This window comes from Rhodoferax sp. GW822-FHT02D07 (genome assembly GCF_058802405.1).
Map to the genome: position 1 here is coordinate 25,195 of NZ_JBXAOD010000003.1, position 12,899 is coordinate 38,093.

The window sequence follows — 12,899 nt, forward strand, 5'->3', positions numbered from 1 at the left end:
CCTTATTTCTTCTTGGTTTCTTTGATCGCGACAGTCTCATCCGAGTAACGGATACCCTTGCCCTTGTAAGGCTCGGGAGGACGAATGGCACGAATTTCGGCTGCGATCTGGCCAACGCGTTGGCGGTCTGCACCCTTGATCAAGATTTCAGTGGCGGAGGGGGTGGCCACGGTGATGCCTGCAGGCATATCCAGGTTGACCGCGTGGGAATAGCCCACAGCCAAGTTCAACTTGTTGCCAGAGGCTTGCGCCTTGTAACCCACACCGATCAGGGTCAGCTTGCGCTCAAAACCCTTGGTCACGCCAACCACCATGTTGTTGACCAACTGGCGGAAAGTGCCAGTCATAGCGTCAGCTTCACGGGAATCATTGGCGGGCTGGAAGCTCAGCTTGCCAGCATCGTTTGCGATCTTCACCAGGCTGTTTTGAGCCAGTTGCAGAGTGCCGCCGGAACCTTTCACGCTGATCTGGTCAGCCTTGATGGATACCTCAACACCAGCAGGAATGGTGACAGGAAGTTTGCCTACACGGGACATTGTTTCTTACTCCTCAATGTAGCGTTAAGCGACGTAGCACAGCACTTCGCCACCGACACCGGAGGCACGCGCTTTGCGGTCAGTCATAACACCCTTGGGGGTGGTCACGATGGCAACACCCAGACCGTTTTGGACTTGGGGGATTGCTTCGCTGCCACGGTACACGCGCAGGCCGGGGCGGCTCACGCGCTCAATACGCTCGATCACGGGGCGGCCGGCGTAATACTTCAAGGCGATTTCCAGTTCAGACTTGCCACCTTCGGTGGAAATCTTAAAACCGTCGATATAGCCTTCGTCTTTCAGCACCTGCGCAATCGCAATCTTCACCTTGGAAGAGGGCACGGAAACAGTTGTCTTGGCAACCATTTGTGCATTGCGGATGCGGGTCAGCAGGTCGGCGATGGGATCACTCATGCTCATATTCAGTTCTCCAATCGCTTACCAACTGGCCTTGGTGATGCCAGGAATTTCACCGGCAAAAGCCATTTCACGGATCTTGGCGCGTGCCAGACCGAAGTGCTGGAACGTTCCACGGGGACGGCCCGTAATGGAGCAGCGGTTACGCTGACGGGTCGGGTTGGCGTTGCGGGGCAACTTCTGCAGACCCAGACGGGCAGCAGCACGTTCTTCTTCAGAACGCTTTGCATCAGCCGCGATCGCCTTGAATTCCGCATATTTCTTTGCGTACTTGGCAGCCAACTGATCACGTTTCAGTTCGCGCTGGATTAAAGCCATTTTTGCCATGGGTGACCTCAGTTCTTGAACGGGAAACGGAAGCCGGCGAGCAGTGCCTTGCACTCTTCGTCGGTCTTGGCCGTTGTAGTGATACTGATATTGAGGCCACGCAAGGCATCCACCTTGTCGTATTCAATTTCAGGGAAAATGATCTGCTCTTTGACGCCGATGTTGTAGTTACCACGGCCATCGAACGCACGACCAGAAATACCACGGAAGTCACGTACGCGGGGCAGAGCCACGGTCACGAAACGGTCCAGGAATTCATACATTTGCACGCCACGCAGAGTCACCATGCAGCCAATGGCTTGGCCTTCACGGATCTTGAAACCGGCGATAGCCTTCTTGGACTTGGTCACCACAGGCTTTTGACCAGCAATCTTGGTCAGGTCAGCCACGGCGTTGTCCATGACCTTTTTGTCAGCAACGGCTTCGCTCACACCCATGTTCAGGGTAATCTTGGTCAGACGGGGGACTTGCATGGGCGAGGTGTAGCCAAACTTGGCTGTCAGCTCAGGCGCCACTTTGTCGCGGTAATGTTCTTGGAAACGTGCCATGGTTATGCCACCTTGATTTCTTCGCCGCTGGACTTGTAGACGCGAACGCGCTTACCGTCAGCCAGCACCTTGATACCAACACGATCAGCCTTGCCGCTGGCCGCATTGAAGATGGCCACGTTGGACTGATGGATGGGCATGGTCTTTTCAACGATGCCGCCCGTGGTGCCCTTCATGGGGTTGGGCTTGGTGTGCTTCTTCACCAGGTTGATACCCTCGACGACCACATGGGAGTCGTCCTTGCGCAGAGAAACAACACCGCGCTTGCCCTTATCGCGACCTGCGATAATGATGACTTCGTCGCCTTTGCGAATCTTGTTCATGGCGGCTCCTTACAAAACTTCAGGAGCCAGGGACACGATCTTCATGAACTTTTCAGTGCGCAACTCGCGGGTCACTGGTCCAAAGATACGGGTGCCGATAGGCTCCAACTTGGCGTTAAGCAACACTGCTGCGTTGCCGTCGAATTTCACCAAAGAGCCGTCGCCACGGCGGATGCCCTTGGCAGTACGAACCACCACAGCACTGTAAACCTCGCCTTTTTTGACGCGGCCACGGGGCGCGGCTTCTTTGATGCTAACTTTGATGATGTCGCCAACAGACGCATAGCGACGCTTAGAACCACCCAGCACCTTGATGCACAGGACGGACTTCGCGCCGGTGTTGTCGGCAACTTCCAGTCGAGATTCAGTTTGGATCATTTCAATATTCCCAACTTGCACCAGAGGATTGCACCTGCCACTGCGGCAAACACGATCAACCAGTCAGTCTTGGGCCCGCTGTCTGCCGCACAAACCACTCATGCGACATCCATTTGGGCAGAACCTTCATGCTTTTTCAAGCGAAGCCCACGATTTTGCCTACTTTTACGCAGGCTGTCAACAATTTTTAGTGGGCAACCAGCAAATATTGTTGTGCCAGGGCCTTAAATTCGGCCTCCTGGGGCGGAAGACCGGTTTCTTCCGCAAGGATTTCCGCTACCCGGGCAGCCAAGGAGCTCGCCAGGGCCGCATCCAGAAACAGCAGACGGGAGCGGCGGGCCAGCATGTCCTCCACTGTCACGGCGTATTCGTGCCGGGCCGCAAAGCGCACCATGCCCTCCGTCAACCCTGGCGCCAACTCCACATTGGCACCCGGCATCTGGGCTACCACCGATCGCTCATCGCCATAACTTGCCAACCCCGGCGGCAGACAGATGGATTGCACTGCCGTGCCACCGCGCTGTGCGCCCACCAGGCGCAGCGTCACCGTCACGCCTTGTGGGCGCTGCGGCACCAGACCTTTTTCTGCACATTTTTCAAGCACATCCTCCGCCATGGCACGGTAGGTGGTCCACTTGCCGCCCGTCACGGTGACCAAGCCGCTGCGGCTGACCAGCACCGTGTGTTCGCGACTGATGCCTTTGGTGCTGTTGCCATCGTCGTCCTGCGGCTTGACGAGGGGCCGCAAACCCACCCAGATGCTGCGCACATCGGCCCGGGTCGGGGCCCGGCGCAGGTAGCGGGCCGACTCGGACAGGATGAATTCGATTTCCTCTTCGAAAGCCAGCGGTTCCCGCGCCAGATCGTGCCGGGGGGTGTCTGTCGTCCCCAGAATGACCTTGCCCAGCCACGGCACGGCGAACAGCACCCGGCCATCGGCCGTCTTGGGCACCATAAGGGCGGTGTCGCCACCCAGAAATTCCCGGTCCACCACGATATGCACGCCCTGGCTGGGGGCCACCATGGCCTGGGTGGGTTTGCGACCGTCTGCCGGATTGGCAGCGCCGTCTTTCTGCCGCAGCTCGTCCACCCAGACACCCGTGGCGTTCACCACGCAGCCAGCCCGGATCTCGTGTCGCTGACCGGTCAGCACATCCTCACACACTAGGCCACTGACCTTGCCCTCTATATATAGAAGCTCTGCGGCACGGCAGTAGTTCACCAGCAAAGCGCCCTTGGTCGCCGCCGTCCGGGCCAGCGCCAGGGCCAGCCGGGCGTCGTTGAACTGTCCGTCCCAGTACTTCACGCCGCCCTTGAGCCCTTCGGCCCGCGCCTGGGGCAGGTACTTCAGGGCCGTCTGGCGCCCCAGAAACTCCGTTTTTCCCAGACCCGCCTTTCCCGCCAGTGCGTCGTAAGCCACGAGACCTGCGCCGTAAAACGGGGTTTCCCACCATTGGTAGGAAGGCATCACGAAGGGCAGCGGCTGGGCCAGGTGCGGGGCGTTCTGCAACAGGGTGGTGCGCTCGTGCAGCGCCTCGCGGACCAGGGAGATGTTGCCCTGCGCCAGGTAGCGCACCCCGCCGTGGACCAGCTTGGTCGCGCGCGAAGAGGTGCCTTTGGCAAAGTCGTGTGACTCGACCAGCACCACCCGCAGGCCGCGCGCAGCGGCGTCCAACGCCACACCCAGACCGGTCGCGCCGCCGCCCACGATGGCAATGTCGTAGGTGTGGTCTTGCGCCAGACGCGCAATCAGGTCTTCACGCGGGGTGGGGAGGGGGCGCGCATCAATGGCCATACATATTTTCTAAATGAACAGCGGGCGGGCACAGCGCCCAGAACCCGCTGAAAGAACCTTGTGAACAGCGGCCATCCAGGAAGTTCCTGCATGGCCGTTCTTCTACAGCCCGCGAATTAGCGGACCTTACCGTTTTTCCATGCGTTCAACAAAGTGTCGTACGCAATGGTTTCACCCTTTGGCTTTTCGTTGGCCAACTTCTTCCAGGGCGCACCCTTGTCGCTCAGCCACTTGTCGGGGCTGCTCTTGGCGTTGAGCTTGGGTGGGCACACGGCCATGCCGGAGCGCTCCAGGCGACTCATCACACCGTCCATCTCTTCGGCCAAGTTGTCCATGGCGGCTTGCGGGGTCTTCTCACCCGTCACAGCCACGGCTACGTTCTTCCACCACAGCTGGGCCAGTTTGGGGTAGTCGGGAACGTTGGTCCCGGTGGGTGTCCAGGCCACGCGCGCGGGGCTGCGGTAGAACTCCACCAGGCCACCCAATTTGGGCGCCATGTCGGTCATGGCCTTGGACTGGATGTCGGACTCACGGATAGGCGTCAAGCCCACGGTCGTCTTTTTCAGCGACGTGGTCTTGGCCGTCACGAACTGGGCGTACAGCCAGGCAGCCGCCACCTTGTTCGCATCATGGTCCTTGAAGAAGGTCCACGAACCTACGTCCTGGTAGCCGTTCTGCATGCCTTGCTTCCAGTACGGGCCATTGGGGCCAGGGGCCATGCGCCACTTGGGCGTGCCGTCGGCATTCACCACGGGCAAACCAGGTTTGATCATGTCCGCGGTAAAGGCGGTGTACCAGAAGATCTGCTGGGCGATCTGGCCTTGGGCAGGCACAGGGCCAGCTTCGCCGAAAGTCATGCCGATGGCTTCCTTGGGCGAGTACTTCTTCATCCAGTCGATGTACTTGGTCAGTGCGTACACGGCGGCAGGCGAGTTGGTCGCACCGCCACGGGAGACAGAGGCGCCCTGTGGGGTGCAGCCGTCGGCGGAAGCACGAATGCCCCACTCGTCCACGGGCTTGCCGTTGGGGATGCCCACGTCTGCGGTCCCAGCCATGGACAACCAGGCATCGGTGAAGCGCCAGCCCAGGGAAGGATCTTTCTTGCCGTAGTCCATGTGACCGTAGATCGGCTTGCCATCGATGGTCTTCACGTCTTCGCTGAAGAACGCAGCGATGTCTTCATAGGCGCTCCAGTTCAGGGGCACGCCCAACTCGTAGCCATACTTGGCCTTGAATTTGGCTTTCAGTTCGGGTTTCTCGAACAGGTCAGCGCGGAACCAGTACAGGTTGGCAAACTGTTGGTCAGGCAGCTGGTAGAGCTTCTTGTCAGGACCGGTGGTGAAGCTGGTGCCGATGAAGTCCTTGAGGTCCAGACCGGGGTTGGTCCATTCTTTGCCTGCACCGGCCATGTAGTCGGTCAGGTTCATGATCTTGCCGTAGCGGTAGTGGGTACCGATCAGGTCGGAGTCGGTGATCCAGCCGTCGTAAATGGATTTGCCAGACTGCATGGAGGTTTGCAGTTTCTCAACCACGTCGCCTTCGCCGATCAGGTCGTGCTTGACCTTGATGCCAGTGATTTCTTCAAAGGCCTTGGCCAAGGTCTTGGACTCGTACTCGTGGGTGGAGATGGTCTCGGACACCACGGAAATCTCCTTCACACCCTTGGCCTGCAGCTTCTGCGCGGCATCGATGAACCACTTCATTTCAGCGGCCTGTTGCGCCTTGCTCAAGGTGGATGGCTGGAACTCGCTGTCAATCCATTTTTTGGCAGCAGCTTCGTCAGCCCATGTTTGGCCACCCACGGCGCACGCCATGGCAACAGCCAATACGGAATACTTCAATTTCATTGTCAATCTCCTCGGTCTGATAACCCCCTGTTTTGAAAGAATGGTGCAGCCCCAGGGGGTTAAGCCGCACCTTGAAATTCGTGCGACTCAGCCTTTGCGCATGATCAGCGCGAGCAAGCCCATGGAAACAACAAAACTGATCCAGACCGAAGGTTCAGACTCCAGCCCCATCCACTCAACCAGGCGCCCGCTGATCCCCACAAAAGCCAGATTCACATAGGCCGCGCTCAGCAGCCCCACGAACAGGCGGTCACCGCGCGTGGTCTCCATGGGCAGGAAGCCCTTGCGCAATATGGTGGGCGATTTGATTTCCCACAGGGTCATCCCCACCAGCATCAGTGCAATGCAGCAGAAAAAGACGGCCACAGGCGTGGTCCATGCCATCCAGTCAAACATCTTGCAGTCCTCTCAAACACGGCCCATCGCGAAACCCTTCGCGATGTAGTTGCGAACAAACCAGATGACGATGGCACCCGGCACGATGGTCAGCACGCCAGCCGCAGCCAGCGTGGCCCAGTCCATGCCAGAAGCCGACACCGTGCGGGTCATGGTCGCGGCGATCGGCTTGGCGTTCACACTGGTCAGCGTGCGGGCCAACAGCAGTTCCACCCAGCTGAACATGAAGCAGAAAAACGCCGCCACGCCCACCCCCGCCTTAATCAGCGGGATGTAGATGCGGATGAAGAAGCGCGGGAAGGAATAGCCGTCGATGTAGGCGGTTTCATCAATCTCGCGGGGGATGCCGCTCATGAAGCCCTCCAAAATCCACACCGCCAAAGGCACGTTGAACAGCAAGTGCACCAGTGCCACAGCAATGTGGGTGTCCATCAGCCCAACCGAGGTGTAGAGCTGGAAGAACGGCAGCAGGAACACTGCGGGCGGAGTCATGCGGTTGGTCAACAGCCAAAAGAACACATGCTTGTCACCCAAGAAGCTGTAGCGCGAAAACGCATAGGCCGCCGGCAGTGCCACGGTCAGCGAGATGACCGTATTGATGCCCACATAGATCAGGCTGTTGATGTAGCCCGAGTACCAGGCCGGATCGGTCAGGATCGTCTTGTAGTTGTCCCAGGTGAAATGGTCGGGGAACAGCGTGAAGCCCGCGAGGATTTCGTTGTTCGTCTTGAACGACATGTTGACCATCCAGTAAATGGGCAACAGCGCAAACACGACGTACGCCAGCATGAACAGCGAGCGTTTCTGGAATTTGGGTTTAGTCATGACCACCCTCCTTAGCCTGGGTGCCGACGCGCTGCATCCAGTTATACAAAATGAAGCACATCAACAAGATGATCAGGAAATAGATCAGCGAGAAGGCGGCGGCGGGTCCCAGGTCGAACTGGCCCACGGCTTTTTGCGTAAGGAATTGCGAGAGGAAAGTGGTGGAGTTGCCCGGGCCACCGCCCGTGAGTACAAAGGGCTCGGTGTAGATCATGAAGCTGTCCATGAAGCGCAGCAGCACCGCAATCATCAGCACGCCCCGCATCTTGGGCAACTGCACATAGCGAAACACGTCGAACTTGCTGGCACCGTCAATGCTGGCGGCCTGGTAGTAGGCGTCGGGGATGGAGCGCAAACCCGCATAACCCAGCAGCGCCACCAGCGGCGTCCAGTGCCATACGTCCATCAGCAGCACGGTCAGCCAAGCATGCACCGGGTTGCCGGTGTAGCTGAAGTCAATACCCAGGCCCAGCAGCGCCGCGCCCATCAGGCCGATGTCGGTACGGCCGAAAATCTGCCAGATGGTGCCCACCACGTTCCAGGGAATCAGCAGCGAGAGCGACACCACCACCAGCACGGCCGATGATTTCCAGCCCTGCGCGGGCATGGACAGCGCCAGCAGAATGCCCAGCGGCAGCTCCACCGCCAGCACCGCAAAAGAATAGGTGATCTGGCGCAGCAGCGCGCCATGCAGTTCCTCGTCGCGCATGATGGCGGCAAACCATTCGGTGCCCACGAAGACTCGGCGCTCGGGCGAGATGATGTCCTGCACCGAGTAGTTCACCACCACCATGAGCGGCAGGATGGCCGAGAACGCCACACACAGCAGCACGGGCAGAATCAGGAACCAGGCTTTCTGGTTCACCGGCTTGGTCGTCGTACTCATCCCACGATCTCCTCATCTTGGTAGAAGCAGGTGTGCTCCCCCACCACCTGCAGCCATACGTTGTCACCCACACTGAGCTGCACGGCATCCGCCGCCAGGCGCGCTTTGACGGTGTGCCCTTCGCGCACAGCACTCACGATCACATGGGTTCCCACGTCCTGCACCTGCGTCACGGTCATGGACAAGGCCCCTTCGGCCTGCGCCGCGGCCAGGCTCACGTACTCAGGGCGCACACCGAGCTTGAATTCGCCGTTTGCCAAGGGCCGCTCCAGCGGCAGTGCAACCACAGTCCCCGCTGTATGAAAGTCGCCATCGGCATTGCGCCCGGACAGGAAGTTCATGCCCGGAGACCCAATGAAGTGACCCACAAAAGTGTGGCTGGGCCGCTCGAACAGATCGGCCGCAGATCCCACCTGCACGGCGCGACCGCGCGTCATCACCACGACCTGCTCGGCAAAAGTCAGCGCCTCCACCTGATCGTGCGTCACGTAGATCAGCGTGAGCTTGAGCTCGTTGTGGATCTGCTTGAGTTTGCGGCGCAGCTGCCACTTCAGGTGCGGATCGATCACGGTCAGCGGCTCGTCGAACAACACGGCCGACACGTCAGGACGCACCAGACCGCGGCCGAGCGAGATCTTTTGCTTGGCATCAGCGGCCAGTCCGGCGGCGCGCTGGTTGAGCTGGCCGCTCATCTCCAGCATTTCGGCAATCACACCCACGCGCTTCTTGATCTGGTCCGCCGGCATCTTGCGGTTGCGCAGCGGGAAGGCCAGGTTCTCGGCCACCGTCATGGTGTCGTAGATCACAGGAAACTGGAACACCTGCGCAATGTTGCGTTCCTGCGGCGTGGCCCGCGTGACGTCCTGACCATCAAAGCGCACCGTGCCCTGCGAAGGCGTGACCAAGCCCGACATGATGTTGAGGAGCGTCGTCTTGCCGCAGCCCGAAGGCCCCAGCAATGCATAGGCACCGCCATCGTCAAAGGCCATCTTCAGGGGCAACAACGCATAGTCGCTGTCCTGCTGCGGGTTGGGCCGGTAGGCGTGGGCCAGATCAAGTTCTATGCGTGCCATATCAACGTCCTTTGCCGCGCACCGGGGCCAGCAGCAACATGCCCTGCGCATCAAACACATAGACCTGCGCAGGGTTGAAAAAGAAGGTGACGGGTTGCCCCAGGTCAAAGTGATGCACGCCGGTGAGCTGCGCCACCAGTTCGCCCAGCGGGGTTTCGAAGTGCACAAAGGTGTCAGTGCCCGAAATCTCGGCCAGCTCAACCGTGCCCACCAGCGCCACATCGCCCTCCTGGGCACGCACACGCAATGCGCTGGCGCGCATGCCCACGGTCAGCGAGGCCAACTTGGTGGGAGGCAGGGCCAGGGCGATTTGCGGCCCCTGGGCCAACTGCACACCGGTGGGCGCCACGCTGGCAGCCAGCAGGTTCATAGGTGGGTCGCTGAAAGCGCGCGCCACGCGAATGGATTGCGGTGCGTGGAACACCTCGGAAGTGGGACCGTACTGCAGCAGCTCGCCCGCATCCAGCACGGCGGTGTAGCCGCCCAGCAGCAGGGCTTCACCGGGCTCGGTGGTGGCATAAATCACCGTGGAGTCGCCTGCGGCAAACAACGCGGTCAACTCGTCGCGCAGCTCTTCGCGCAGCTTGTAGTCCAGGTTCACCAGCGGCTCGTCCAGCAGCATCAGCGGCGCACCCTTGGCCAGCGCGCGGGCCAGGGCCACGCGCTGCTGCTGGCCGCCCGACAGCTCGGCGGGGTATCGGTCCAGAAACATCTCGATGTGCAGCTTGGCGGCCAGTTCGCGCACACGCTGGTCCACGCTCTTCTCGCCACGCAGCTTCAGCGGCGAACCGATGTTCTCGCGAACCTTGAGCGAGGGGTAGTTGATGAACTGCTGGTAAACCATGGCCACATTGCGGTCCCGCACAGGAACGCCGGTCACGTCCACGCCGTCCACACGCACCCGGCCCGTGGTGGGCACGTCCAGCCCCGCCATGATGCGCATCAGGCTGGTCTTGCCAGCCTGGGTGGCCCCCAGCAGTACCGTCACCGCGCCGCTGCGCGGTGCCAGGCCCATGTCGTACAGCCAAGTCTGTGGCCCCACCTTCTTGCTGATGCCTTCCAGAGTCAACTGCATCACGCCGCCTTTTTTTGTTGCATAGAGAACCCGATTGGTTTTCGATTTGGATAATTATTGTTCGTTTTGATTCGATTTCTCTTGGTAATAACCCTGTAATTATTCTTTTTGATTCGTTTTACAGTCCGTTCCGCTCCGGAGATTCGGGGTACAAACACACCATGCAACCCAACCCCCGACAACTCACCCTGCTCTCCGTCGTCCAGGCACAAGGCTCTGTCACCGTGGAGCGACTGGCAGAGACCCTGGGGGTGACTTTGCAAACGGTGCGCCGCGATGTTCAGCGCCTGGCGGACGAAGGTCTGCTCGCCCGTTTTCACGGTGGTGTGCGGGTGCCCAGCTCCACCACCGAGAACATCGCCCATCAGCAGCGCGAAAGTCTGAACGCCGAAGGCAAGACGCGCATCGCCCGCGCCGTGGCCGGGGCAGTCCCGAATGACTGCTCGCTGATCCTCAACATCGGCACAACCACCGAAGCGATTGCGCGAGCCCTGCTGCACCACACCGGCCTGCGCGTGATTACGAACAACCTGAACGTGGCCAGCATCCTCAGCACCAATCCCCAATGCGAGGTCATCGTCGTGGGCGGCGTGGTGCGTGGGCGAGACCAGGGCATCGTGGGCGAGGCGGCGGTGGATTTCATCCGCCAGTTCAAGGTGGACCTTGCGCTGATCGGCATCTCCGGCATAGAAGCCGACGGGACGCTGCGCGACTACGACTACCGCGAAGTGAAGGTCGCGCAGACCATCATTTCGCATGCACGTGAGGTCTGGCTGGCCGCCGACATCAGCAAGTTCAACCGCCCCGCCATGGTGGAGGTGGCCACGCTGTCGCAGATCGACCGCCTGTTCACCGACGCGCAGCCACCTGAGCCATTCCCCGCGCTGCTGACCGAGGCTCAGGTGCGCTTGACCGTGGCTCTGCCCTGATTTTTTTACCCACTGACCACCATGACCTATCTGCTTTCCCTCGACCAGGGTACTTCCAGTTCGCGCAGCATCGTGTTCACCCCCGAAGGGGGCATCGTGGCCATGGCGCAAAAGGAGCTGACCCAGATCTACCCCCAGCCCGGTTGGGTGGAACACGACGCGCTGGAGATATGGCGCATTCAGCTCGCCACCGCGCGCGAGGCACTGGCCAAGGCCGGCATCACGGCGGCGCAGGTCAAGGCCGTGGGCATTACCAACCAGCGCGAGACCACGGTGGTGTGGAACCGCAAGACCGGCCAGCCCATCCACCACGCCATCGTCTGGCAGGACCGCCGCGCCGAGCCCACCTGTGCCGAACTGCGCGCCAGGGGCCTGGCCGACACCATCCGCGACAAGACCGGCCTGCTGGTGGACGCGTATTTTTCGGGCACCAAGCTCAAGTGGATCCTGGATCACGTGCCCGGCGCGCGCGCGCAGGCCGCCAACGGCGAGCTGGCCTTTGGCACCATCGACAGCTGGCTGATCTGGCAGCTGACGGAGGGCCGCGTGCACGTAACCGACGTGAGCAATGCCTCGCGCACCATGCTTTTCAATGTGCACACCAACCTGTGGGACGACGACCTGCTGGCCGCGCTGGACATTCCTGCCAGCCTGATGCCGGCGGTGCAGCCTTCGGCCTCGCTGTTTGGCGAAGTGGCGCCCGCGCTGCTGGGCGGCGCCATCCCGATTGGTGGAGTGGCGGGTGACCAGCAAAGCGCGCTGTTTGGCCAGGCCTGCTTCAAGGCGGGCATGGTGAAGAATACCTACGGCACGGGCTGCTTCATGCTCATGCACACGGGCCACAACTTCCAAATATCGGAAAACGGCCTCATCACGACCAGCGCGGCGCAGACGACTGCCCAACCCGAATTCGCGCTGGAAGGCAGCGTGTTTGTGGGCGGTGCCGTGGTGCAGTGGCTGCGCGACGGGCTACACGCCATCCAGGGCAGCGGCGAGGTGCAGAGCCTGGCGCAGAGCGTGCCCGATGCGGGCGGCGTGATTGTGGTGCCAGCCTTCACCGGCCTGGGCGCACCCTACTGGAAGCCCGATGCACGGGGCTCCATTACAGGCCTGACCCGTGGATCAACCCTCGCCCACATTGCGCGAGCTGCTCTCGAAAGCATAGCATTCCAGAGTGCCGCCCTGCTCCAGGCCATGAGCCGCGACGCGGTGCACGCGGGCGGCGCACAGGTGTCCGAGCTGCGCGTGGACGGTGGTGCGTGCGTGAACGATTTGCTCATGCAGTTCCAGGCCGACCTGTTGGGCATTCCCGTGGTGCGCCCCGCCGTGACGGAGACCACCGCCCTGGGTGCGGCCTACCTGGCCGGCCTGACCACCGGCGTGTACGGCAGCACCAGCGAGCTGACCGACCTGTGGAAGGCCGAGCGCCGCTTTCTGCCCACCATGGCGCCCGCCCGCGCCCGGGAGCGCATGGAGCAATGGGAACACGCTGTGCGCCAGACCACGCTGTAAGCCCTTTGTCGGCCTTGCGGCTATAGCTTTGG

Annotated in this window: 15 protein-coding genes; 2 read left to right on the plus strand and 13 right to left on the minus strand. The window is 60.9% G+C overall.

All coding sequences use genetic code 11. From position 1 onward, the window contains the following. Positions 1–2: 2 nt before the first annotated feature. From rplF to AC1RNN_RS08350, 13 genes are all read right to left on the minus strand, one after another. Positions 3–536, minus strand: a complete 534-nt coding sequence (gene rplF, locus AC1RNN_RS08290) for a 50S ribosomal protein L6 (protein ID WP_493091044.1) — start codon at positions 534–536, stop codon at positions 3–5. 24 nt (positions 537–560) lie between these two features. Next, entirely contained in the window at positions 561–956 is a 396-nt protein-coding gene (gene rpsH, locus AC1RNN_RS08295) for a 30S ribosomal protein S8 (protein WP_493091043.1), read from the minus strand. Between the two features lie 18 nt (positions 957–974). Beyond that, on the minus strand, positions 975–1,280 hold the full coding sequence (gene rpsN, locus AC1RNN_RS08300; protein ID WP_493091042.1) for a 30S ribosomal protein S14: 306 nt from the start codon (positions 1,278–1,280) through the stop codon (positions 975–977). 8 nt (positions 1,281–1,288) lie between these two features. Further along, entirely contained in the window at positions 1,289–1,828 is a 540-nt protein-coding gene (gene rplE, locus AC1RNN_RS08305; RefSeq protein ID WP_294770403.1) for a 50S ribosomal protein L5, read from the minus strand. Between the two features lie 2 nt (positions 1,829–1,830). Beyond that, positions 1,831–2,151 (minus strand): 50S ribosomal protein L24, encoded by a 321-nt coding sequence (rplX, locus tag AC1RNN_RS08310; RefSeq protein ID WP_493091041.1) that lies wholly within the window; start codon positions 2,149–2,151, stop codon positions 1,831–1,833. Between the two features lie 9 nt (positions 2,152–2,160). Continuing rightward, positions 2,161–2,529 carry a 50S ribosomal protein L14 gene (gene rplN / locus AC1RNN_RS08315; protein ID WP_007861702.1) on the minus strand — a complete coding sequence of 123 codons (369 nt, stop codon included), beginning with the start codon at positions 2,527–2,529 and terminating at the stop codon, positions 2,161–2,163. A gap of 187 nt (positions 2,530–2,716) precedes the next feature. Continuing rightward, positions 2,717–4,324 carry a glycerol-3-phosphate dehydrogenase/oxidase gene (locus AC1RNN_RS08320; protein WP_493091039.1) on the minus strand — a complete coding sequence of 536 codons (1,608 nt, stop codon included), beginning with the start codon at positions 4,322–4,324 and terminating at the stop codon, positions 2,717–2,719. Between the two features lie 116 nt (positions 4,325–4,440). Continuing rightward, positions 4,441–6,171, minus strand: a complete 1,731-nt coding sequence (locus tag AC1RNN_RS08325) for an ABC transporter substrate-binding protein (protein WP_493091038.1) — start codon at positions 6,169–6,171, stop codon at positions 4,441–4,443. 87 nt (positions 6,172–6,258) lie between these two features. Further along, entirely contained in the window at positions 6,259–6,567 is a 309-nt protein-coding gene (locus AC1RNN_RS08330) for a DUF2160 domain-containing protein (protein WP_493091037.1), read from the minus strand. Between the two features lie 12 nt (positions 6,568–6,579). Then, positions 6,580–7,392, minus strand: a complete 813-nt coding sequence (locus AC1RNN_RS08335) for a carbohydrate ABC transporter permease (protein WP_294770429.1) — start codon at positions 7,390–7,392, stop codon at positions 6,580–6,582. Continuing rightward, complete coding sequence (locus tag AC1RNN_RS08340; protein ID WP_493091036.1) at positions 7,385–8,278, minus strand: carbohydrate ABC transporter permease; 894 nt, start codon at positions 8,276–8,278, stop codon at positions 7,385–7,387. The genes AC1RNN_RS08335 and AC1RNN_RS08340 overlap by 8 nt, the downstream gene beginning before the upstream one ends. Continuing rightward, a complete protein-coding gene (locus AC1RNN_RS08345) occupies positions 8,275–9,351 on the minus strand; it encodes an ABC transporter ATP-binding protein (protein WP_493091035.1) in 1,077 nt (358 codons plus the stop codon). The genes AC1RNN_RS08340 and AC1RNN_RS08345 overlap by 4 nt, the downstream gene beginning before the upstream one ends. A gap of 1 nt (position 9,352) precedes the next feature. Then, positions 9,353–10,426, minus strand: coding sequence for an ABC transporter ATP-binding protein (locus AC1RNN_RS08350; RefSeq protein ID WP_493091034.1), 1,074 nt, complete (start codon positions 10,424–10,426; stop codon positions 9,353–9,355). A 161-nt stretch (positions 10,427–10,587) separates the two neighbouring features. On the opposite strand from AC1RNN_RS08350, the gene AC1RNN_RS08355 reads away from it, so the two are divergent. Continuing rightward, positions 10,588–11,355, plus strand: a complete 768-nt coding sequence (locus tag AC1RNN_RS08355) for a DeoR/GlpR family DNA-binding transcription regulator (protein WP_493091033.1) — start codon at positions 10,588–10,590, stop codon at positions 11,353–11,355. 21 nt (positions 11,356–11,376) lie between these two features. After that, positions 11,377–12,867 carry a glycerol kinase GlpK gene (glpK, locus tag AC1RNN_RS08360; RefSeq protein ID WP_493091031.1) on the plus strand — a complete coding sequence of 497 codons (1,491 nt, stop codon included), beginning with the start codon at positions 11,377–11,379 and terminating at the stop codon, positions 12,865–12,867. Positions 12,868–12,899: the final 32 nt, after the last annotated feature.